Below are 22309 nucleotides of genomic sequence, written 5' to 3' on the forward strand. Positions count from 1 at the left end.
TGTCATTCTGAGTGTTGTTATGAGTCAAAATAAATCAAACGCTGAACAAGGCAATCATTCTCATCAGAATGATACTGTTGATGTGGCTAACCATCTGCATAAAGATGATGAGAGCAACTACACTCATGACAATCAAGCCTCTCACGATCACGATGAACACTTAGAGCAAACAACAGCACCGCGAGATACCAAGGGCTATCAGCGTACTTTGCTGTTCAGCTTTATCATTATCACAGGCTATATGTTTATTGAAGCCATCGGTGGGTGGCTGACTGGCAGTTTGGCGCTATTATCTGATGCAGGTCACATGCTCAGTGATGCAATCGCACTTGGCGCGACGTTAATGGCATTTAAAATTGGAGAAAAAGCAGCCACTCATCAAAAGACGTTTGGTTATAAACGCTTTGAGATTTTAGTCGCAACAGTCAATGGTGCGACGCTAGTCATTATTGCGCTAATGATTTTTTATGAGGCGATTAAGCGCTTCAATTCACCGCCTGAAATTGCTACCCAAGGCATGCTTATCGTTGCTACTATCGGTATGTTCGTCAATATTTTGGTCGCTTGGCTGATGCATCGAGGCAGTCGTGGTGGAGATGCACATGGACACAGTCATGCTGGTAGTCATAAAGACAGTCTTGAAGACACTCAAGGAAAAAATGAGAGTAAAGCTCCAGTCAACCTTAATATGCAAAGTGCTTACCTGCATGTATTGAGTGACTTAATGGGTTCGGTTGCCGCTATTATTGCCGCGCTTTTGATGATGAGCTTCGGCTGGGTTTGGGCGGATGCAGCGGCCTCGGTGATTGTCGCGATACTGATATTATTTAGTGGTTATCGCGTCGTGCGTGATTCCGTACATATTTTGATGGAAGGCACACCAGAAGGTATATCCTTAGTGGATGTCGAAAAAAAACTGCTTACCCATCCGCAAGTACAAGAAGTCCATGATTTGCATGTTTGGAGTATTACCAGTGGTCTAAATGCCTTATCTTGTCACGCCGTTGTCGATGGTGAAATGAGTATTCATGAATCCAGCATATTGATTGCCAATTTAGAACAAAGCTTGCTTACGCTTGGTATCCATCATGCGACCATTCAGGTAGAAAGCGCATCACATCCGCAAACTGAGGCACATAGCGATGCGCTGGTCTGCGATATCTCAGAACAACAAACAGAGGGTAATAATCATATTGGTCACAACCACTAAGCATGAAACATGGAAAATCAGACTTTGAAAGTCAGAAATTAAACATTGAAAAGACCATTCTTTATTCAAATATCAATTTAAACGTTGCCTATGGTTGGCGACGTTTTATCAAGTGGTGGAAATCATAACGTCATATGCACCAAATTAGCCAAAGCGTTGTTATTGACCAAATACCCAACCCCAACGATAAGAATATGATTCGAATCCAAAAATCTCATGCGTCAGTCCTGATGTGCGTTACATAATCCTATGTCAAATAATCAGATGCCATATATAACGCAAGCAGCAACCAAAATCCAAATAACAGCGCCAGTCCTGCCCCGAAAACCCTTAAAATTATTTTGCTAAAAATCTTCAATAATCCGCGCAACTTACTATAAGTTGGCTAATCATCGTGCATGAATTTAACTTCTTATGCGCCGACATAAACAGGCTTTATTTTAAATAAGCTTATATCACGCCGATTTTTAGCATTGTAATAGCATGTTAAAAATGATGGGAAATTTAGCCTCGCCGCCATATTTTTCATATAAATTCTGTATACTTAAAGCTGAAACAACCAATTTACCATTAATGGATTATTTTCTGCCATGTCGAGACGCTCAGCTCCTTTTGTTGCTCCAAGCTACATTGATAACCCTATCTCAGCAGAGGGTAAAAAGCATGCCAAAGCATTGTTATCGACATTGCAAGAAGACATTGCTAGCTTTCGAGATGAGCAGTTTCCACCTGATATTTTGCGTCAAATTCGTGATATGCCAATTTATGAAGGCAATATCGCCGAAGTCCAAGCCTATCAGCAGCGTTGGCATAATCTGCTTGAGCGCGCCATGGCGTTTTATCCTGCGGCCAACCTACCGCCCGATCATCTGCCGCTACCAGCCAGCCTTGAGATACCGCAATTTATCTATCATGTGCAAAGGCTACATTTGACCAAGACCCGTGCAAAAGAATCAAAAAGCTTCGGTTCGGTCGGTGCGCTTACTGATAAGTGTGGTGACTATAGTGCTGATGAAATTGCGCGTATGAGTGCAGTATTTGATAATGATGATGAGGCGCGTTTGGTGGCGCATCGTGAATTTATTGATTTGCGCGCCTATGTATTTTGTCGTGATAGCAAGGGCGAGATGCTGGAGCCTGAACGCGTACGTTTTTATCGAACGGGTCTTATCGTCCATGCTCTGCCCGATTTAAAAATCGTAGACAGTCGCCAGACCCCGCGTAAACGCCGTAACGATGCTTATAACAATCCACTTGCCGATAATGGTGTGTGGAAGATTTATCGTAAAAAATAACGTATGCTAAGATTTTTTATTTTTACCATGCCCATATTGTACCGCTTATTTTATCATGATTGCTAAGGATTCCAGATGTTCGCTGCCGCCACCGGCTCACCAAATTTAATGTTACAAGCTACAATCTTCTTAGGAGCAGCCCTGCTCTTTGTACCCCTTGGTAAACGTTTTGGCATTGCGACGGTCTTAGGTTATCTCATTACAGGATTGATATTGGGGCCCAGTGGTCTGGACGTCGCAGGCGATGCTGAGAGCTTGTTGCACTTCTCTGAGTTTGGCGTGGTCATGCTGCTGTTCATTATCGGGCTTGAGCTGCAACCCTCACGATTATGGGCACTGCGGCGTTCGATATTTGTACTCGGTGGTTTGCAAGTCGGTCTGACTGGCACATTATTAATGGGGCTGTTACATCAAATTTTTGGCTTACAGCTCGATACTGCTTTTATCGTCGGTTTTGGCCTTGCCTTGTCGTCCACAGCTTTTGTACTACAAATACTGACGGAAAAACAGCAGCTTTCTAGCACCCACGGTCGTGAGGCGTTCACGATTTTATTATTCCAAGATATTGCGGTTATCCCTTTGCTAGCCGTCATTCCTTTCCTATCAGGGGTGCGCGAACAAAGTTATGATTTGATTTATTTTGGCAAAGTTTTTGCGGTTTTTGCTGGACTGATTTTTGCTAGTCGTTATGTCGTTCGTCCCTTCTTTAAGTTTGTAGCCTCTAGTGGCGCATCAGAACTGCTGACCGCCGTTGCGCTATTTATCGTGATGGGTGTATCGATTTTGATGGGTCAAATTGGTTTATCGATGGCATTAGGTGCTTTTTTAACAGGGGTACTACTCGCAGATTCTGAGTATCGCCATGAGCTAGAAGCCAGTATTGAGCCATTTAAAGGGTTGCTACTTGGCTTATTTTTTATGTCGGTCGGTATGCTGACTGATGTCAAACTTATCTTGGCAAAACCTATCTTTATCATCGGCTGTGCAATGGCATTGATGGCTATCAAATTTGGTGTCATTACCGCCATTGCAAAGATATCAGGCAATCGCTGGCCAACCAGCATCAGACTGGGTGTGACACTCGCTCAAGGTGGTGAATTTGCCTTTGTTTTATTCAGTGTCGCTACTGCTCAAAATGTCTTGCGACCTGAGCTTGCCAACACCCTGAACCTTATCGTCACTATCTCCATGGCGCTCACACCGCTGGCATTTTTGTTACTTGAGAAAATCGGTGAGCCGTTATTTGCCAAAAGCAAACCCAGCCGAGAATACGATGCCATTCCCGATCATGAACATCAAGTCATTATTGCTGGCTTTGGGCGCGTCGGTCAGATTATCGGTCGTGTACTACGCATGCATAACATCGAATTTACCGCCATTGAACGCTCAGCAAATCGTGTCGATTTCGTTCGTAAATTTGGTAACCAAGTCTATTACGGCGACCCAAAAAACCCTGAGATATTGCGCGCGGCTGGTATCAAAAAAGCCCGTGTGTTTATTTTGGCCATCGATGATTTAGAGCGCTCTATCACCACGGCTCAATACTTACGTAAAAACTATCCAGACTTGATTGTCTTGGCACGGGCACGTGACCGTCAGCATTATTATCGATTGCGTGAGGTCGGTGTGCGTCATATTTGGCGTGAGACTTACCTATCATCCTTGGATATGTCACGTGAGTCTCTACAACTGCTTGGCATCTCACCAGAAAAAGCGCGTGAGACGGTGCAAACTTTCCGTGATTACGACGATGACTTGATTGAACGTCAGCAAGCGATCTATGATGATGAAGCCAGCATGATTGAATCCGCACAATCAGCGATGGCAGAGCTAGAAAGCTTGTTTGATGAAGACATTGATAAAGCCCGAAAAATGGACTTAACGGATTTTTATGACGCGTTGAAAAGTAAAGCAACACCCGTTGATAAAAAGGACGACGTTGCAACTGACTCTAACACCTAAATATTTATATATTTTAAAGCGTGTTTGATGATTCACAAATAGGCACTGTCAGTGTCATCGTTAAATCATTCAACATGCCCTAATCAGGCATACAGCTTGCAGGTGCCAGATTTTTATTTAGCGAACTCGTACAGCTCCAACTATCGCTGTCTGGCACATGGTAAAAAACCAGTGTCTGTTGATTTAGATAGCGGATAGGGAACTGAACATTTTGTATGGTCGCAATGACTGCACAATCCGTTTCTACTATGCCAGCGGCCTTTTTATCGATATCAATTCGTATCTGCTGAGTGCCTGTATCGATAGGCAAATGAATCGGACATTGCCCTGTCTGTTGATAAATCAGTGCCACACGATTTTGTGCCGTTTTGGCTGTATCATACGCATCGAATAGCACTTCATTGGCTTTTGGCTTGGCAATAATTGGTAAAAACTGTATCTTAATAACCATTAAAGCAAAGGCAAAAATACCAAACCCCAATCCTAACCCAAATAAACTGACCCCACCTTCTCGGCGCAGATGCACCTTTTGCGCTGCTTCATCACGCGGATAATCATCGATAGCATCTGCAATCTCACGTCGCGCCATGCGGTAATAATACGCATCCGTCCAACGCGCCACCATGAACGACCAAAATAACCAAATGATCGCGGCAATGCCTATGCGTGTCGCCATCTGGTAAGCATCAGGGATGAAGGACATCGCCAAAAATTCAAACGCAACCAATACCAGTGCCACATTGAGCTGGATAAACGACCAGCCTGCTACGCTATAGACAATCGCATCCATATAGCGTTTGCGATAGAGGAGCCAAGGAAACGTCACAAAAAATGCTGCCCAATGCCATTTTGGCGACAGATAACCTTGCGCATCGAACTGCTCAAAGCGTTTTAGATAATAATGCTGGCTACGGTGACCGATAAACCATTTATCAAGTTGTGTACGCTTAGCAGGAGTCAGCTGTTCTTGATAAAAAGGGGGCGGCGAATCCGTCTCGATAAATAGCATAGATGACCCCTATTAACGATGAAGAAAAATTTAAATCCATTACTCACTTTATATGATAACGCCAAAACCGATGTGCAGAACAGTAAAACGACAGATAAATACCGCTAATTCAATGTAAAAGAGCGTCAAGGCAGCCGAATGCCAATCTATATGTGATACGTCAAACAAGATCAACACTTTCACTTTTTTATGCTGAATAAACGATAACAATATTAAAAAAGCATTGTCCGTTCACAGCTGTATAGATTTAACTTATAATAAGCGTACATCACCCATTTTATGAAGCCTTGTCAATCCTATGAGTCAACATCCTGATATTAATGATAACATCGATAGTACGAGTACTACTGATGAGCAAAAAGTCCTCAGTACTAACACCGAAAGCAATACTAATACTGACATTGAAGCCCGTATTAGTAATGAGAGTGAGCCTGAAGAAAGCAAACATCTACGTATCGTCAATACCTTTATGAAACGACGTACGCACATGAATAAAAATGCCGAACTGGCACTGACCGCGCCAGAATTTGCTGAGTATCTGGTCAATAACAGTTTCGGTGATGGCAATCTTGATAGTATTGACAATCTACGAACACTATTCGCTGATAGCCCTAACGGTAGTGAAGCACCGCTTACCTTAGAGATCGGTTTTGGACTGGGTGATTCGTTCATTGAGATGGCAGCAGCAGAACCTAGCCGCAATTTCGTTGGTATCGAAGTGCACGAACCAGGTATCGGTAAATGCGCCTATATGGCAGGTACTCAAGCACTAACCAATGTCAAAATCATCAACGGTGATGCCATCCAATTGCTCAAGCAACTACCAGAAAACCATATCGATCGTATCCAGCTTTACTTCCCTGACCCATGGCAAAAAAAACGCCATCACAAACGCCGCTTCGTCAGTGCTGAACGCATGGCGATTGTGACTCGTAGTCTAAAGCAAGGCGGCTGGTTCCATACCGCAACCGACTGGGAGCATTACGCCTTTTGGATGGTTGAAGTTTTAGACGGTTTTACTGGTTTAACCAATCAAGCAGGCGCAGGTAACTTCACCGACCGCCCTGACTTTCGTCCAATGACCAAATTTGAGCGCCGCGGTATAAATAGTGGACATGGCGTTTGGGATTTAATCTATATCAAAGACTAGATTTGGGTCACTTATCTTCGATGACTTCTGCATAGCGGCTAAATTATTTAGCCGCTTTTTTTGTGCTTGCAAATTATCTAATGACAATATTATTTGATTTTTTTCAGCTACAACCCTTAATAGACAAGCTATAAGTATTTTTATTAAAAATAATAAATTTTTTTTAATACGTGAAACATCGTCTATTTTCATAGAATTTTTAAATAAATAACGCTACATATAGCGGTAAAAAATATATTCCAGCGCCACACTCACAGGTCACCTACCTACTCAAACATTGATAGTATAAGGGATTCATGAGTTCTCCCCATAAGCTGTGGATAACCCTGTGCATAAGTACGCACTTGACAACAATTTCCCTAGATAGATCAAAGGATGAGGTAAAATCGTTCATTTTTTATACAATTTAAAAAACCTTTTAAATCAGCAGGTTAAACGGTATTTCATAATACTGTAATTTATTTTTAATATATTTTTAAATTAAATTAATCCTCACTGATGTTTCACAAAAGCTAAATTTAGACGCTTTATTTCTTGTGGACAACTTTTAATGCTATTGACAAAGGGCGACATTATCCTATCCAAAATTAGGATGTATTCAGCAACTAGACTACACAAGTTATCACTTATATACAATGCGACAGTTAGTGTCGTTTAGCATCATTGAATCCTCTATATGCTCCTTGGTTTTTGTTATAATCACCTTATCTAATCAACCGTACTTTAGAAAACAGTTAAGGCTCAACGAGCATAATGTTACCTACAAATTATATCTGTTGGCGCTAATTATGAACTTAATTTTACTTTTATCGTTATTTGATTTTACTGTATAGTAGAGTGATATATCCTATATTACTGTCTACACCATCGATACCCTAACCCATTCATCCTAGATAGACATTGAACGAACGCTGCTTATTATGTAGATAGCCATCAGCACTATTGAGCCGTTAACCTTCATAGCTACAAACATTTTATTTATCATACCAAATTTATAGTTTTAACCAATGATTGAAGACAAGGAATCCAGTATGGACGACAATAAAGCCAAAGCCCTTAAAGCAGCACTCGGTCAAATCGAAAAGCAGTTTGGTAAGAATACCATCATGCATTTAGGTGACGACTCAGCTATTATGGATGTCGATGTAGTATCAACAGGTTCTTTGGGTCTGGACATTGCACTTGGCATTGGTGGTCTACCAAAAGGCCGTATCGTAGAGATTTATGGTCCAGAAAGCTCAGGTAAAACGACCATGACGCTACAAGCTATTGCAGAATGTCAAAAACAGGGCGGCACCTGCGCCTTTATTGATGCTGAGCATGCACTAGATCCAGTTTATGCGCGCAAACTTGGCGTAAACACTGACGAGCTATTACTTTCTCAGCCTGATAATGGTGAGCAAGCACTTGAAATCACCGACATGTTGGTGCGCTCTGGTGCTATCGATATGATCGTCATTGACTCAGTTGCCGCCCTAACGCCGCGCGCAGAGATTGAAGGCGAGATGGGCGACTCACATATGGGTTTGCAAGCACGTCTGATGAGCCAAGCACTACGTAAAATCACAGGTAACGCCAAACGCTCTAACTGTATGGTGGTATTTATCAACCAAATTCGTATGAAAATTGGTGTGATGTTTGGTAGCCCTGAGACCACGACTGGTGGTAACGCACTGAAATTCTACGCCTCTGTACGTATGGATATCCGCCGTATCGGTGCGGTCAAAAATGGTGATGAAATCATCGGTAACCAAACCCGTGTCAAAGTTATCAAAAACAAAATGGCACCGCCTTTCCGCCAAGCAGAGTTTGAAATTACTTATGGTGAAGGTACTAACCATTTAGCCGAAGTGATTGACTTGGGTGTTGAAATTGGTGCAGTTGGCAAAGCAGGCTCTTGGTATAGCTATGGCGACGAAAAAATTGGTCAAGGTAAAGCCAATTCTGTGCTGTTCTTAAAAGAAAACCCTGCGATTGCGCAAGAAATCGAAGCCAAAATCCGTGAAGAAAAGCTTGGATCAAAGAAAGAGACCAAAGCCGAAGATAAAGCCAATGAAGCGTTGGTTTCTGACCCTGTACAATAACGGCGCAATGATTAACCGTTATCAATAATCATGACTTGTTATGAAAATTAAATTGTTATGAACATTAAAACCTTAGCTGAAATACTCGCTGAATCCGATGCCGATTCAGCGAGTAGTCCTACTATCAAATCAAAAAAACCGTCCAAATCTTCCAAACACTCTGAATCCTCCAAATTTTCTCAGCATTCCTATCAAGGCGATCCTAAAAAAACGGCTAAGACACGTAAGCATTCAACTTACTATCATGAAGACCATTCATTATCTGACGATGCTGACTTTTCAGTAGAATCCGTTGACGCACCCCCTTCTACCAGCAAAAAATCTCCTCGATCCAAAAAGCGTAAAAAACGCTTTCACCCAGCGGCTGACTTTAACCCTGAGCCTAATGATGTGCCCGCTTATCAACCACCAGCAGCACAAAGTATCAAAGAGATGCTAGCAGAGGTTAAACAAAATATTCATAGTGAACCAGATAATAGTGCGGCTACTGATGATGAATTTAACAAAGAATCACAGTATACAACCGATGCTGCCATTACGAACACTTCTGTGCATAGCACAGTCGACAGTCAGATGGATAACCTACCCGCTGCTCTTAAAGCCTATTTGCGCACGCCTGAACAACGACAAGCAGAAATAGATGAGGTCAAAGCCGAAAGTCGCTTGCGTTGGTTGGCGTTTTATTATTTATCGCGCCGTGAGTACGGCAAGGCTGAGCTTAAGCAAAAGCTTATTGATAAAGAGCAAGCCCCAGATAAAATTGATGCGCTACTTGATGAGTTTGAAGAAAAAGGCTACCAAAGTGATTATCGCACGACGCTCATGCTCATTCGTGAAAATATCCGTAAAGGTCGGGGACGCGGACGTATCAAGCAGGAGTTTTATCGTAAAAAAATTGCCCTGCCCAGTAATATCGATGAGTTAATCGATATGGCAAATGCAGAGTCAGAAGAGTTTAGGGAGTTTGTAGATGATAGCGCAGATAATCTGGTAGATGGTATCGATTGGCTCAAACTGGCGGTCACAGCGCGCACTAAAAAGTACGGCGATGACATCCCCACTGAACAAAAAGACAAAGCAAAGCAGCTACGGTTTTTGCAATATCGAGGCTTTCAGAGCGATATCTGTTTTGCCGCGCTCAATTATACTTTAGACACATTAGATGAGCGCTTTTAAGCCACCCTCACCTTTTTTAAAAACACCCATCTGCACATAAGACAATATGACTTGAGCGATCTATTAATAATAGCCGAGCACTTTCCACCAAATCAAACCAGCACCGATCCAGATGACCAAATTGACCACACTCATTATTGCGCCAATACTCCACCACTCTCTTAACGTCACATAGCCAGAGTTAAAAATGACTGGCGCAGTACCAGTTGCATAATGCGTAAGCGTCATCATGATATTGCCCGCTGCGGCTAAGATAAGTGCATATAACATCGGCGGTGCGCCCAAGCTTAAACCCACCGCATAAAATGCTGCAAATAGTGCAGTAATATGAGCCGTGGTACTAGCAAAGAAATAATGAATATATAAGTACACTAGGGTCAAAATAGTCACAGCGCCTATCCAGCCAAGCCCAGTCGTGCTAATCATCGATTCGATATTGCCAGAAAACCAGCTTATCAGTCCAAGCTTATTAAGATAAGCGGCCATCATAATAAGGGCGCCAAACCAAATAATGGTATCCCATGCTGACTTCTCTTTTAAAATATCGTCCCAAGTCAGTACCCCAGTCAATATTAAGGTCGTCAAACCAATAAATGCTGTGGTGGTAGCATCAACGCTATATTGCTCACCTAACATCAATACGGGAATATTCGCCCACAATAACAGCATCAGAGCAAATACTCCGAGCATGATTTTTTCTTGGCTACTTATTTTTCCCATTTCTGCCAAATTTTCCTTGGCAAAACCTTTTGCATCGGGCGTGATTTTAACATCAGGTGGATAAATTATATAAATGACTAACGGCATCACAAGCAGGCATAGCATACCAGGTACAAACATCGCCACTGCCCAAGTGGTCCATGACAGCTGAATATCACCGCCTGTGGCTTTATTCACTAAATCTACAACCAGAGGGTTGGGCGCAGTAGCCGTGATAAACATCCCAGAGGTAATAGGATTGGCGTGGTAGTTCACCATCGCCAAATAGCGACCAATTTTGTTTTGAGTGCCTTCTTCTGGCGTCGAATGAAAGCTTTGCGCGATAGACTTCATAATAGGATGAATAATACCGCCGCCACGCGCCGTATTAGAAGGCGTAATGGGTGCTATCATCAATTCAGCCGCAGTCAAAGAATAAGCCACGCCGATGGTTTTTTTACCAAAAATAGAAATAAAATAATAGGCAATACGTCGACCCAAACCCGTTTTTATCAAGCCACGCGATATCATGACTGCAATACCAATTAGCCAAATCAACGGACTTGAGTAGCTTGATAGTGCATCACTAATGGCTTGTGCTGGGCTATCACTAGTCACGCCTGTCAGTGCGACTAGGGTGACGGCAATGATAGCAATGGCGCCAATGGGTAATACTTTGCCGATGATGGCGACAATAGTGGCGATGAATAACGCCAGCATGTGCCATGCTTCAGGCGTAACGCCAGTAGGCACTGGTATCACAAACCAAATGATCAAGCCGACCAAAATGGCAACCGCTGCTTGAATAGGCTTAAATGGCATGATTAAGTATCCTTATAAATGCTTATACCATCACGCAGTCATATTATATAAAGGATCATCAAAGTAGCCACTGCGACAAAAGACTCAATGAATCATATGACCATCTTATAAGATTTATAGAATTATTTTTCTATTATTCACCATTTTTAACATATCTATTTAGAATAAAGAGTAAATATTCAGTAATTGAGCACCAATAGTAGGGTTAAACTAACAGCCATAAAAAAGAGCACGTTGGATAACGTACTCTTTTTTATAGTATTCACTTTGTGGCATTAACGATTGCGACTTTCTTTAAAAAATAAATTTATTTTAGCGCACCTAGTCGACTAGATAGTTGATTAATGATTTGATCAATCTCTTCATTGGCTTCAGATTCATTATCCAAATTACCACTTGGTGTCAGCTGATTCATTACTTCTGGCAGCAACTCAGCAAGACCTTGACGGACTTCTACGTCATTAGCACCAGTATGTGCTGCAACCTGCTGAATCTCATTGTCATCGAATAACTGACTGATATCATTTGGATCAAGATTGTCATTGTCTTGCTGGTTACTCATCCAAGAACGCGCTTGGTTTTCATAACCCATGCCTGTGATTTTCGATAATGCACCACTCAAGCCGCCATTGCGTTTGATCCAGCTTAGTACCATTGGCATAAGTGCAGCGATTAGCATACCTTTACCACCGAATCCGCCTTTGGTACGCTGACCACCCAATACGCTGCCTAAAATATCGCCCAAACCACCAGCACTGGCATTAGAATTGACGCCGCCACGTTGATTGCCACCATTGAGTCCACCGCCTGTTAACCCACCGAGAATATCATCTAAGCCAAAACCATTGTCTGGCTGATGATCATACTGGCGTGGATTATAGCCACCAGTTTGACTAGCACCGCCTAGCACGCTACCCAATATATCCCCAAGACCACCTGTACGACGTGGATCAATGCGTTGATTTACGGGATTACGCTGCGCATCTTCAGGATCCATCGCACGACGGGCCACCTGACTAACCAAATTCCCTAATAAGCTCATTCTCGATTCCTTTTTGTCATATTATTTATTATCTATAAACCGCTAAAAACTTCGCTGCTAATTTAATATATTAAGCAACAGCTTGATTTACTTATGCGATTCACAATTCTCTTGCAATATAACAAATCTCTTTCGCTATCCAGATAGGTGTTTTGTTATGACATGTAGGCGTTCGTAAATTCGTGGAAAAAACCTCTCATTGGGCGCTATAAAAAATACTGCCTTAACTCGTATTTCCGGCGTGTATTTTAGACATATTAAACATTCGACCATGGCACTGATAAGCACTATTTATAAGTATTCAATACAATCTAGCCAAAATATTCAACTCTCGCCATTGTTCAGGGCTCACTTGATCTCGAAAGATGGTCACTGATAAAGAGCGCTGATAAGGCTCTATAACATTGAATTCAAAGCTTATCGCCCATCGATATCCAGAGACATTGCTTAACTGTGCCTGCCATAGCTCATCACCGCGACCCGTACGGAGCAGTAGCTGCCAATGTTGATCAACACGATAGCTAAGTGGTGGCTGGCTCAGATGCAGCAGTATGGGTCGTGATAATGTCAAATAAATAATCACCACGGCGGTAACGATTAAAATAAGCACATATTGCCATAACAGTAAAGAAGCAAGCCACGCCAGTACAACCATGACGGCGGTCAACCCACTATAAAGTAGCAAACGCAAATAGCTGGCAGGACGAATAGCCGTATCAATACGCAACGAATTTGCCAAGGTCATATTTTATCACCAAAAAAAACGGCAGACCATTATGTTACTTAGACCCAGCTATGCCAGCTCTGAACGACCATTTTTTATATCTAAATCAGTCTTTAAGTCAAATCTTTGGTATGACGCCATGTCTTAATTTTATTGACCAATGCCCATATTTCTTCATTTTCTGGACGATTTTGATTGGTGAAATAATCCAACAAATCAGGGTCTTCATGAGTCAGCATTTCTGCAAATGTCTCTTGTTCAGCAGGCTCTGCCGTTAAGTAAATCTCTTTGACATAAAGGTCAATGTAAAAGTCTAACTCTTTTAATCCGCGGCGTGCTTGATAGATAATGCGGCGCTGTTCATTGGTTGGTTCTGGCTGAATCGAGGTGGTCATAAAAGTACTCTCATTATTTTAAATTACGGTTAAGGATAATTATGCGCAGATAATTGACGCCACAAGGCGACTGCTTGCTGCATCATCGCCACATTATGGGTGCGTATAATGCCAGCGCCTTGCTGTAGGGCAAAGATACCAGCTGCCGTACCTACCACATCACGATCTACCGCGTTGGTAGTAGCAACGACTTCGACGCAACTCTTGCTCAATACTTCCGCTAAAAAACGCTTGCGTGAAATGCCAAACATCATCGGTAAACCAAGCACTTGTAGCCTGCTAAGCTGGCTTAATAGTGCGCAATGATGCTCATAATCTTTCGCAAAACCAAAGCCTGGGTCGATAATAATTTTCTCACGCTTAACACCGATTCTTGTTACTTCGTCAATACGCGATAATAGCTCAGCCCTTACGTCACTAATGACATCGTCATAGTGTGCCAAATTATTCATCGTTGTTGGCTCACCGCGCATGTGCATCAGCATGATGGGTATATCAAGCTCAGCCGCTAGTACTGCTGCACCCTCGCGTTTGAGTGCGCGTACATCATTCCAAATATCAGCACCAGCGTCAAAAGCCGCTTTCATAACCTCTGGATTACTGGTATCAATGGATAGCCAAATATCCTCCCCGCATTGCTGCCTAATGGCTCGAACCACTGGCACAACACGCTGCATCTCTTCAACAGTGCCCACAGCATCCGCATTGGGGCGAGTAGACTCACCGCCAATGTCGATAATAGTCGCACCTTCTTCTATCATTTGCTGACAATGCGCAACAGCCTTATCTATCACATTGAACTGTCCACCGTCTGAAAACGAATCGGGTGTGACATTAAGAATACCCATAATATGAGGCTGCGATAAATCTAGTGTTTTATCACGACTTGATATCTTATAGCTGGGTAAGGGCTGAAATAAGGACATAACCAAATTATCTCTCATCAAAACATTCTAATTATTGCAGACTGCTTGTTATGCACTGTGCTTGTTATGCGTTGTGCTTATGATACCAGTAAACTCTATTCTGTACTAAACCCTTCACGAAATATGGACAACAAAAAAAGCCCTTTATGATAAAGGGCTTCTTCTATTGGATATGAATCAACTGACAACTACATCGCTGGTAACGGTGGCGGTGTTGAGTTGGTTGTTTTAATATCACTTTTCGATAAGTTGACTTCATTGTGCTGATAAACTCTAGGTGGACGTGGGTCTTCACCTGCTAGGATATCTTGCAACTGATCACGGTCAATCGTTTCCCACTTCATTAGAGCATCTACCATCGCATGCATTTTTTCTTGATTGCCTTCAATCAATTCACGCGCGATATCATATTGCTCCTCTAACATACGGCGAACTTCTTCATCAACCTTTTGCTGCGTGGCTTCTGAAATCGTACGACTGCTAGAGCCAAAATAGCCTTGCGAGCTGTCTTCATCTTCATAAACCATAATACCAAGCGCATCAGACATACCGTACTTCGTCACCATAGCGCGAGCCATCTTGGTTGCACGTTCGAAGTCGTTAGAAGCACCTGTCGACATTTGATTGATAAAGACTTCTTCAGCGATACGACCGCCGAATAAGATAGCAATATCGCTCAGCATTTTTGATTTATACATACTGGTTTGGTCATGCTCTGGCAACTGCCAAGTAACACCAAGCGCAAAACCACGCGGCATGATCGTTACTTTATGCACAGGATCGGTACCTGGTAGTAGCTCAGCGACTAAGGCGTGACCTGCTTCATGATAAGCAGTAGCACGGCGCTCCTCTTCACGGATGACCATTGATTTACGCTCAGGACCCATATATAGCTTGTCTTTTGCATCTTCAAAGTCATTCATATCAACGCTAGTCTTGTTGCGACGTGCTGCAAACAATGCCGCTTCGTTGACGAGGTTGGCCAGCTGCGCACCACTGAAACCTGGTGTACCGCGAGCCAATGCATTGGCATCCACACCGATAGTATTCGGCAGCTTTCTCAAGTGCACTTTAAGAATTTGTTCACGGCCTTTAATATCTGGCAATCCCACTTGTACCTGACGGTCAAAACGACCTGGACGCAGTAGCGCTTTATCAAGCACATCCGCACGGTTGGTCGCTGCAATGACGATCACGCCTTCATTGCCTTCAAAACCATCCATTTCAACCAATAATTGGTTCAGTGTCTGCTCACGCTCATCATTACCACCGCCCATACCAGAGCCACGATGACGACCGACCGCATCAATTTCATCAATAAAGATGATGCAAGGCGCGCTCTTTTTAGCCTGTTCGAACATATCGCGTACACGTGAGGCACCGACACCGACAAACATTTCAACAAAATCAGAACCTGAGATTGAGAAGAACGGCACTTTAGCTTCACCAGCAATGGCTCTGGCTAACAAGGTTTTACCGGTACCTGGAGGACCTACCATTAAGATACCACGTGGAATCGTCGCGCCCAGTTTGGTAAATTTATCAGGGTCGCGTAAAAACTCGACCACTTCAACCACTTCTTCTTTGGCCTCTTCACAACCAGCCACATCTTCAAAGTTCACCTTGATTTGGTCTTCAGTCAGCATTTTAGCTTTTGACTTACCAAAGCTCATAGGGCCGCCGCCTTTACCGCCAGCGCCGCCTTGCATGTTACGCATGAAGAATAAAAACAGACCAATAATCAATAGAATTGGGAAACTGGCTATCAGTAATTGCATCAAGACGCTTTGGCGTTTTGGGGCAGTCCCTTGGACTTCGACTTGGTTCTCACGCAGCAATGGCATGAGCTCATCATCTGACACAGCTGGTCTAATGGTCTCAAATGATGAACCATTTTTCTTTTCGCCGGTGATTTGCTCGCCATCGATTTCAACGCTGGCTACTTGGTTTTCTGACACAGCGGTCACAAACTCAGAGTAGTTAAGGCTATCCGGCTCGGATGATTGATCAAAGCCGCTAAACACCAGCACCAAAACGCCGATTACCACCAGCCACAATAAGGTATTTTTTACCATGTCGCTCACTAGTTATTCCCATCCCTTACTTATTGGTGTGTTTATTAAACACGTGACGTCTATAAACGTATCGCTCATTTTTTAGTAGATATATTCATAGCCAAAATTTATGAGTCAGACTCACACAACTCAAATGCTGCATGGGGACTGTTTTCACAAGTTATAAATATCAATGACCTATATATCTATCGTAGATGAGCACATCAGGCGCTTATTGTCAGACGACTTTGCCTAAAACATATGCTTGAAACAAAGTTAATATACCATGATATGTGGTGCTAACCTGCATAATTCAAGCAGGTTTCGCTATTATTCAGTTAACGATTGTAGCGGGTTCAATGCGCTCATGAGACTATGTTATGGTGACACATTATCTCGCTTACAATGGCTGTGACACAACGACGTTATGATTATTTAATCGCTATCCAAAACATCTCTTTTGACCGTGGTCGTGACGCACCTGGTTTGATACTACGGATTTTACTAAAATCCTGCTGCATCTGCTTGCGTAATTCTTGTGTGCCTTCACCTTGAAACACTTTCATAATAAGTGCGCCACCTTCTGGTAAGGTTGCAAGCGCGAAGTCCACTGCCAGCTCGCATAAATACATCATACGTGGCTGATCGATTGCGCTGTTTCCTGCCGTATTTGGTGCCATATCGGACAGCACTACATCGACCTGTCTATCACCAACCTCTGCCATGATCGCATCAAACACTTCTGCTTCGCGAAAGTCGCCTTGAATAAAGGTCACATCAGGCAATGTATCCATCGGCAGAATATCAGAAGCAATCAAAATGCCTTTTTCGCCTACTAGCTGACCTGCCACTTGAGACCAACTGCCTGGAGCACTACCCAAATCTACAACTGTCATGCCTTTTTTAATAATATTGGTCTTTTCATTAATTTCTAATAGCTTATAGGCGGCACGGGCACGATAGCCATCTTTTTGCGCTTTTTGCACATAATGATCGTCAATATGCTCTTTCATCCAAGCGCTACTACTCTTTGACAGTTTTTTATTTTCGATACGCGTGGCCAAAATACCTGCTCCTATTGCTTTGCAAAACATTCATACATATTACTGAAGTAGCTAAAAGATTTATGAAGCACATGCGATATGGGTTAAATTCATTCGAATATGCTATCAATCAAGATTTTTCTACATTTGCAGTCTTAAACTGACTAAATTCTATTGGTTAAAACACTGATTTATCAGACAGTAGCGTTTATAATGTGCCCAAACATTCAGTTTAACATTTTCATCACGTAAAATCGTGCAAAATCCTGCTGATCTCATGCAAGATGACCACAGATTATCTATAATGGTCGTCAACTGCTCTTAATAGCACTGTCTTTTATTTTTACCAACACCTAGGAATTCTATGCAACTCGATAACGCTACCATCAAACGCCTAAGAGGCATTGGTCACGACCTCAAACCTATCGTCATGATTGGCAATAAAGGTATTACCCCAACCATTACTGAAGAGATTGATCGCGCGCTATCAGATCATGAGCTCATCAAAGTAAAATTGCCTGCTGGCACAAAAGAAGAGCGCGATGTCATCGGTGCGGAACTTGCCAAAGCGGCTAACGCGTCTTTGGTTCATTCTATTGGTCGTATGGCATTGTTACTACGTAAAAATCCAAACGCCAATCCAAAATTGTCTAACTTAGCACGTCATGCATAATAATATGTGATGACCAGCTGGTTTGAGTGATGTGATGATATGCCATATCAACTCAAATCATAGCCAAATGGTGACGATAAATGTAAAAGCCGCGATGCATCTTGCTCGCGGCTTTTATGTTGTCTGCTCGTTTTAGATTTACTTAGCGTGTAATATTAGCTCACTTAGTCGGTACAACTTTTCTTATGGTTACTTCTATATTTTTATTGTCGGGTCTTAACTTATGAATCAATCATTCAATCTCTGTGTGGCCACCGAAACCATAGTAAATGATGCGCAGCAACTGGGTGTAACAGTGGATGAGTTACAGCGCATCTGTATAAATGTGAGTGCTCAGATTATTCGACAGCCATCACTCCACTTACAGCTAACCTATCAACTCACCCTACCCAACCAAATGCTAGCAAAGCAGCTAAACTGGTCAATGTGGCAGCAAGCACAAGTAAAATTCGATGATTACTTGTGGGAAGAGACTTGCCTTGAGTGTTTTATCGCTGGTCGTCTGATAAATGATGAAAATCTAACGGAGGCTCAAAAGGCAACGCCCTATATCGAGATTAATGCCAATCCAGACGGTCGTTACGCGCTATATCAATTTGCAAGCTATCGTAATCCTGCCACCTTACCACCAACCCCCTTACATGCAGCTGATGGACAAGCGCGCGCGTTTATTAATTGGATAAACAATGTAACGCCAACATTAAGGTACGTGAGAAACCCTTTATCTAATGATCCATCAATTGCAAATAAACCTCATCATTATGAGCGCAGCTTTAATGTACCAGTAATCCAACGACCCAATCAGCAGTACACCATCGCTAATACTGTGATTGAGCAAATACATCCTTGCGTTATTTTATGGTTTGGTGAGATTGCTTTATATTTTGCCCCAAACCACGCCTCCCCGCCTGACTTTCACAATCGTAGCCACTGGTCGAAATTTGAGCTTTAACTCTACTTTTAACTTAAGCATCACAACTCAAAGCGCAAAAAAAACCAGCAACGCTATAAAGAGCATTACTGGATTTGGAGAAAACTTTTAACTTAGGTTACATCTAACTGTCTACTATTTGTCAGCCATCGCGAGGTAAATACCACGATCTGATGCATCATCGACATATTGCGAATCACGCCATGTTGTATAGCTGTAAGTGCCACTGTATGGGCTAATGCTGTTTTGGCGGAAATCAGATACCCAATCGTTACCATCAAAGATCTGGATATGACCATGTGGACGGTTTGACGTACGATTATAGACAACGACGTCACCCACTTGTGGCTGCATATCATTACTGATCTTGGTAAAACCTGCTTGAGCAAGTGTGCCGCGAGAGGCATACTGATAAGCTGAAGGGTTAGGCGTAAATTCGTAACCTGCTGATTGTAGCGCTTTACGTACATAGCGAGCACAGTAGCCAGAGCTTCTAGATAATGCTACTCGCGATGCACTTGCCGCTGCAATCGCAGGAGCAGAATTGCGATCAGGAGCGCGGCTTGATTGCTGCTGACGCTGCTCATAAGACAAACGGCTGGTAAGCGAAGCAAGCTGGTATTCTTTTTGCTTGGCATGCGCACTTAAATTATCAATGGCTTGACTGATCTCATCATTGCTATATACATGAGCACCACTGTTAGTGCTATAGATATTGCGGCTAGAACCGTAGTTCGCAGAAGCAGAGATATTAGTGATGGTATGACTCAAGGTATTATTTGGTTGAAAGGTTGTTTCGACAGCACCACTTGTCTGTGCTATACCCATTCCCAATACTGACAAAATTAATAAAGCTTGTTTCATAAATTTACTACCTATTGTTAATACAAGACCGCTCGTCATCCGTGACAAAGCATCAATTAGTTTAGAGGAGATGATCATTACAAAACATGATAAAATCCTTATTAAAACAGCCCGCTATTCTTTCTGTAGTGACTAATGCTGGTATTATCTGTTAATACCATATTCCGCTTAGTTCACTGTCTCGCAAATCGTTCATTATCAATTGCTTTTAGCATGTCAATTATGAATATCGATTTTGTCACCTACTAGATGAGTCATCACGATGTCAAAAAAACAGCCAAATCGGCTTGCCCAACTTATCGACCATCAAGCTTTTGCTGGTAGCGCACTACCCCGAACGCTTGCTGACAATATGCGGCTATACATAGAAGCGACTAACGAGGTAAAAGAGTTATTGGTAGATTGTCTACCTGAAGAAATTCTTAATACCTGTTGGGTCGTAGGCCTCACCTCCGAGCAATTAATACTCAGTGTGGGCTCAATGACTGCTGCCAATCATATTCGCTATTTGCAGAGCGCTTATTTGCAAGTCCTAACAGAGCAGTCAATTACATTTAAACAACTCAAGCAAATTCGCGTCGTCGTAGCTAAAAATTCAGCTGATAATCATTCATCTAAACAACTATCAGCAGTATCAGCAACTTTGTCAAAATCTAGTAAAGCCAATGAAAATCAGGCTCTTAGCCAAAACACAAAGCGGACTATATCACAGGCCGCAGAGCATGTCACCACTGATGAAAATCTCAAAAAAGCACTTTTACGTCTGGCAAATCATTGAAATTATTAATGTTACTATGTAAAGTTGTGTAAACAAAACCGTAAAAATCAGCTGATAACGCTGCGATTTTGTAATGACGCAAACAAAAAAAATCACCTGCTAGCTCCGTTCACATTATGAACGTCACCAACAGATGATTGAAAAACTATCCACAGCTTTGATATTCTCTACTCTAGAGCAGAATTGTTAAAATAATCTAAACAATACATTCAAAAAAACGAATATTATTAGAATGTAATTACTGCCAGATTATGTAATATTGCGTAAATGTTTCGATACTTCGTGTATATTCCTGTATTCATCCTTCAACAGTCAAACCTTCGAGAGGTAAATACTGAATTGGGCACGTTACATTGTCATCAAAAGTTACAATTTCAAAATTATTATGGTCAGATAGTATCTCACGTACCAATAAATTGTTTAACGCGTGACCAGATTTATAAGCATTAAAGCGACCCAAAATCGGATAGCCAATCAAATATAAATCACCTAAAGCATCCAAAATTTTATGGCGAACGAACTCATCATTAAAACGCAGACCTTCTTCGTTAAGAATATTTGCCTCATCAATAACAATAGCATTATCCATACTGCCTCCTAGCGCCAAATTATTCTGACGTAAGGCTTCTATATCTCGTAAAAACCCAAAAGTACGGGCTGAACTCAATTGCTCAATGAAGTTTTGCGTCGAAAACTGCAGCTGTGCATGCTGAAAATCTTTGTCGATAGCAGGATGATCAAAATCAATCTCAAAATTTAGCTCAAACCCTTCATAAGGACGCAGTTCTGCCCATTTATCGTCTACTTTTACTCTTACAGGTCTGACGATTTTTATAAACTTCTTTAAAGCGTCTTGCTCGCAGAATCCTGCGTCAAGCAGCAACGCTACAAAAGGAGCGGCACTACCATCCATAATCGGTATCTCTGAGGCCGATACACGGATTAAAAGGTTATCCACGCCAAGTCCTGCAATGGCACTAAGCAAATGCTCGACCGTCCCCACACGTGTGCCACCAAACACTAGGTTTGACGACATCATAGTGTCTTGTACTAAAAAAGCACTGGCTGGAATCGGCTGGCTGCCTTCGATATCAGAACGCTCGAAAACAATACCCGTATCAATAGGTTGCGGATGAAACTCTAAGTCAACAGGCTGACCACTATGGAGACCAATACCTGTAACAGCAATCGCAGTTTTTATGGTTCTTTGGTTCATGGCTGTCTTCTCACATATTTTGTTACAATTGCCATAGTGTATCATTACCCGCCCCTAGTTCGCCATAGTTAAAACTCGCTAATTTCCTTATCTCCTTGATTGATAACACTTATCGTCAATAAATTTTGATGGTTATCATGTCTTATTGATCACATTGCCTCTGTTAACACAGGGAAATAACAGCCAAGTGTTACAATCATAAATTGTTTTATACGCCTATTTATTAATGATTATTTTCGCATCGAGAGGCGATTTT

General features: G+C 42.2%; 19 protein-coding genes. 9 read left to right on the plus strand and 10 right to left on the minus strand.

Annotation, left to right across the window (positions count from 1 at the left end):
- The first annotated feature begins 19 nt into the window (after positions 1 to 19).
- The 3 genes from JMX82_RS10330 (at position 20) to JMX82_RS10340 (ending at position 4467) form a co-directional block, all read left to right on the plus strand.
- Entirely contained in the window at positions 20 to 1210 is a 1191-nt protein-coding gene (locus JMX82_RS10330; RefSeq protein ID WP_201540467.1) for a cation diffusion facilitator family transporter, read from the plus strand.
- Between the two features lie 590 nt (positions 1211 to 1800).
- Positions 1801 to 2505 carry a hypothetical protein gene (locus JMX82_RS10335; RefSeq protein WP_201540468.1) on the plus strand — a complete coding sequence of 235 codons (705 nt, stop codon included), beginning with the start codon at positions 1801 to 1803 and terminating at the stop codon, positions 2503 to 2505.
- A 75-nt stretch (positions 2506 to 2580) separates the two neighbouring features.
- Positions 2581 to 4467, plus strand: a complete 1887-nt coding sequence (locus JMX82_RS10340; protein WP_055124702.1) for a monovalent cation:proton antiporter-2 (CPA2) family protein — start codon at positions 2581 to 2583, stop codon at positions 4465 to 4467.
- 79 nt (positions 4468 to 4546) lie between these two features.
- Here JMX82_RS10340 and JMX82_RS10345 read toward each other — a convergent pair whose 3' ends face one another.
- Positions 4547 to 5476, minus strand: a complete 930-nt coding sequence (locus JMX82_RS10345) for a pilin (RefSeq protein ID WP_201540469.1) — start codon at positions 5474 to 5476, stop codon at positions 4547 to 4549.
- Between the two features lie 298 nt (positions 5477 to 5774).
- On the opposite strand from JMX82_RS10345, the gene trmB reads away from it, so the two are divergent.
- From trmB to JMX82_RS10360, 3 genes are all read left to right on the plus strand, one after another.
- A complete protein-coding gene (gene trmB / locus JMX82_RS10350; protein ID WP_201540470.1) occupies positions 5775 to 6626 on the plus strand; it encodes a tRNA (guanosine(46)-N7)-methyltransferase TrmB in 852 nt (283 codons plus the stop codon).
- A gap of 1031 nt (positions 6627 to 7657) precedes the next feature.
- Positions 7658 to 8710 (plus strand): recombinase RecA, encoded by a 1053-nt coding sequence (recA, locus tag JMX82_RS10355; RefSeq protein ID WP_055124705.1) that lies wholly within the window; start codon positions 7658 to 7660, stop codon positions 8708 to 8710.
- 57 nt (positions 8711 to 8767) lie between these two features.
- Positions 8768 to 9886, plus strand: a complete 1119-nt coding sequence (locus tag JMX82_RS10360) for a regulatory protein RecX (protein ID WP_201540471.1) — start codon at positions 8768 to 8770, stop codon at positions 9884 to 9886.
- A 63-nt stretch (positions 9887 to 9949) separates the two neighbouring features.
- On the opposite strand, the gene JMX82_RS10365 is transcribed toward JMX82_RS10360, so the two are convergent.
- The 7 genes from JMX82_RS10365 to JMX82_RS10395 all read right to left on the minus strand — a co-directional run bounded on the left by JMX82_RS10365 (position 9950) and on the right by JMX82_RS10395 (position 17612).
- Positions 9950 to 11407 carry an anion permease gene (locus tag JMX82_RS10365; RefSeq protein WP_201540472.1) on the minus strand — a complete coding sequence of 486 codons (1458 nt, stop codon included), beginning with the start codon at positions 11405 to 11407 and terminating at the stop codon, positions 9950 to 9952.
- A gap of 307 nt (positions 11408 to 11714) precedes the next feature.
- Positions 11715 to 12449, minus strand: coding sequence for a YidB family protein (locus tag JMX82_RS10370; protein WP_201540473.1), 735 nt, complete (start codon positions 12447 to 12449; stop codon positions 11715 to 11717).
- A 301-nt stretch (positions 12450 to 12750) separates the two neighbouring features.
- Positions 12751 to 13194: a protein YgfX gene (locus JMX82_RS10375; RefSeq protein WP_201540474.1), complete on the minus strand. Its 444-nt coding sequence runs from the start codon at positions 13192 to 13194 to the stop codon at positions 12751 to 12753.
- Between the two features lie 92 nt (positions 13195 to 13286).
- Entirely contained in the window at positions 13287 to 13568 is a 282-nt protein-coding gene (locus JMX82_RS10380; protein WP_201540475.1) for a succinate dehydrogenase assembly factor 2, read from the minus strand.
- 29 nt (positions 13569 to 13597) lie between these two features.
- Positions 13598 to 14494, minus strand: coding sequence for a dihydropteroate synthase (folP, locus tag JMX82_RS10385; RefSeq protein ID WP_201540476.1), 897 nt, complete (start codon positions 14492 to 14494; stop codon positions 13598 to 13600).
- 188 nt (positions 14495 to 14682) lie between these two features.
- The gene (ftsH, locus tag JMX82_RS10390) at positions 14683 to 16578 is read right to left on the minus strand and encodes an ATP-dependent zinc metalloprotease FtsH (RefSeq protein ID WP_320158775.1); all 1896 of its coding nucleotides are present in this window, start codon (positions 16576 to 16578) and stop codon (positions 14683 to 14685) included.
- A 401-nt stretch (positions 16579 to 16979) separates the two neighbouring features.
- Positions 16980 to 17612, minus strand: a complete 633-nt coding sequence (locus tag JMX82_RS10395; RefSeq protein WP_045444188.1) for an RlmE family RNA methyltransferase — start codon at positions 17610 to 17612, stop codon at positions 16980 to 16982.
- Between the two features lie 343 nt (positions 17613 to 17955).
- On the opposite strand from JMX82_RS10395, the gene JMX82_RS10400 reads away from it, so the two are divergent.
- Positions 17956 to 18264 (plus strand): YhbY family RNA-binding protein, encoded by a 309-nt coding sequence (locus JMX82_RS10400; RefSeq protein WP_045444184.1) that lies wholly within the window; start codon positions 17956 to 17958, stop codon positions 18262 to 18264.
- A 223-nt stretch (positions 18265 to 18487) separates the two neighbouring features.
- Complete coding sequence (locus tag JMX82_RS10405) at positions 18488 to 19216, plus strand: hypothetical protein (protein ID WP_201540477.1); 729 nt, start codon at positions 18488 to 18490, stop codon at positions 19214 to 19216.
- Positions 19217 to 19330: 114 nt separating this feature from the next.
- Here the strand turns inward: JMX82_RS10405 and JMX82_RS10410 are convergent, their stop codons facing one another.
- A complete protein-coding gene (locus tag JMX82_RS10410; protein ID WP_045444182.1) occupies positions 19331 to 20059 on the minus strand; it encodes a CHAP domain-containing protein in 729 nt (242 codons plus the stop codon).
- Positions 20060 to 20321: 262 nt separating this feature from the next.
- On the opposite strand from JMX82_RS10410, the gene JMX82_RS10415 reads away from it, so the two are divergent.
- Positions 20322 to 20837 (plus strand): hypothetical protein, encoded by a 516-nt coding sequence (locus tag JMX82_RS10415; protein WP_055124714.1) that lies wholly within the window; start codon positions 20322 to 20324, stop codon positions 20835 to 20837.
- Between the two features lie 298 nt (positions 20838 to 21135).
- Here JMX82_RS10415 and lpxC read toward each other — a convergent pair whose 3' ends face one another.
- Positions 21136 to 22053 carry a UDP-3-O-acyl-N-acetylglucosamine deacetylase gene (gene lpxC, locus JMX82_RS10420; RefSeq protein ID WP_055124715.1) on the minus strand — a complete coding sequence of 306 codons (918 nt, stop codon included), beginning with the start codon at positions 22051 to 22053 and terminating at the stop codon, positions 21136 to 21138.
- Between the last annotated feature and the right edge of the window lie 256 nt (positions 22054 to 22309).

Origin of the sequence: Psychrobacter sp. 1044 (assembly GCF_904846525.1) — a bacterium.
Lineage (GTDB): Bacteria > Pseudomonadota > Gammaproteobacteria > Pseudomonadales > Moraxellaceae > Psychrobacter.

Coding starts and splice junctions, on each gene's coding strand:
- JMX82_RS10330 (WP_201540467.1), top strand. CDS start 20: ATGAGTCAAAATAAATCAAACGCTGAACAAGGCAATCATTCTCATCAG.
- JMX82_RS10405 (WP_201540477.1), top strand. CDS start 18,488: ATGAATCAATCATTCAATCTCTGTGTGGCCACCGAAACCATAGTAAAT.
- trmB (WP_201540470.1), top strand. CDS start 5,775: ATGAGTCAACATCCTGATATTAATGATAACATCGATAGTACGAGTACT.
- JMX82_RS10410 (WP_045444182.1), bottom strand. CDS start 20,059: ATGAAACAAGCTTTATTAATTTTGTCAGTATTGGGAATGGGTATAGCA.
- JMX82_RS10380 (WP_201540475.1), bottom strand. CDS start 13,568: ATGACCACCTCGATTCAGCCAGAACCAACCAATGAACAGCGCCGCATT.
- JMX82_RS10360 (WP_201540471.1), top strand. CDS start 8,768: ATGAACATTAAAACCTTAGCTGAAATACTCGCTGAATCCGATGCCGAT.
- JMX82_RS10345 (WP_201540469.1), bottom strand. CDS start 5,476: ATGCTATTTATCGAGACGGATTCGCCGCCCCCTTTTTATCAAGAACAG.
- JMX82_RS10365 (WP_201540472.1), bottom strand. CDS start 11,407: ATGCCATTTAAGCCTATTCAAGCAGCGGTTGCCATTTTGGTCGGCTTG.
- JMX82_RS10335 (WP_201540468.1), top strand. CDS start 1,801: ATGTCGAGACGCTCAGCTCCTTTTGTTGCTCCAAGCTACATTGATAAC.
- JMX82_RS10340 (WP_055124702.1), top strand. CDS start 2,581: ATGTTCGCTGCCGCCACCGGCTCACCAAATTTAATGTTACAAGCTACA.
- JMX82_RS10400 (WP_045444184.1), top strand. CDS start 17,956: ATGCAACTCGATAACGCTACCATCAAACGCCTAAGAGGCATTGGTCAC.
- folP (WP_201540476.1), bottom strand. CDS start 14,494: ATGTCCTTATTTCAGCCCTTACCCAGCTATAAGATATCAAGTCGTGAT.
- lpxC (WP_055124715.1), bottom strand. CDS start 22,053: ATGAACCAAAGAACCATAAAAACTGCGATTGCTGTTACAGGTATTGGT.
- JMX82_RS10415 (WP_055124714.1), top strand. CDS start 20,322: ATGTCAAAAAAACAGCCAAATCGGCTTGCCCAACTTATCGACCATCAA.
- JMX82_RS10375 (WP_201540474.1), bottom strand. CDS start 13,194: ATGACCTTGGCAAATTCGTTGCGTATTGATACGGCTATTCGTCCTGCC.
- JMX82_RS10370 (WP_201540473.1), bottom strand. CDS start 12,449: ATGAGCTTATTAGGGAATTTGGTTAGTCAGGTGGCCCGTCGTGCGATG.
- recA (WP_055124705.1), top strand. CDS start 7,658: ATGGACGACAATAAAGCCAAAGCCCTTAAAGCAGCACTCGGTCAAATC.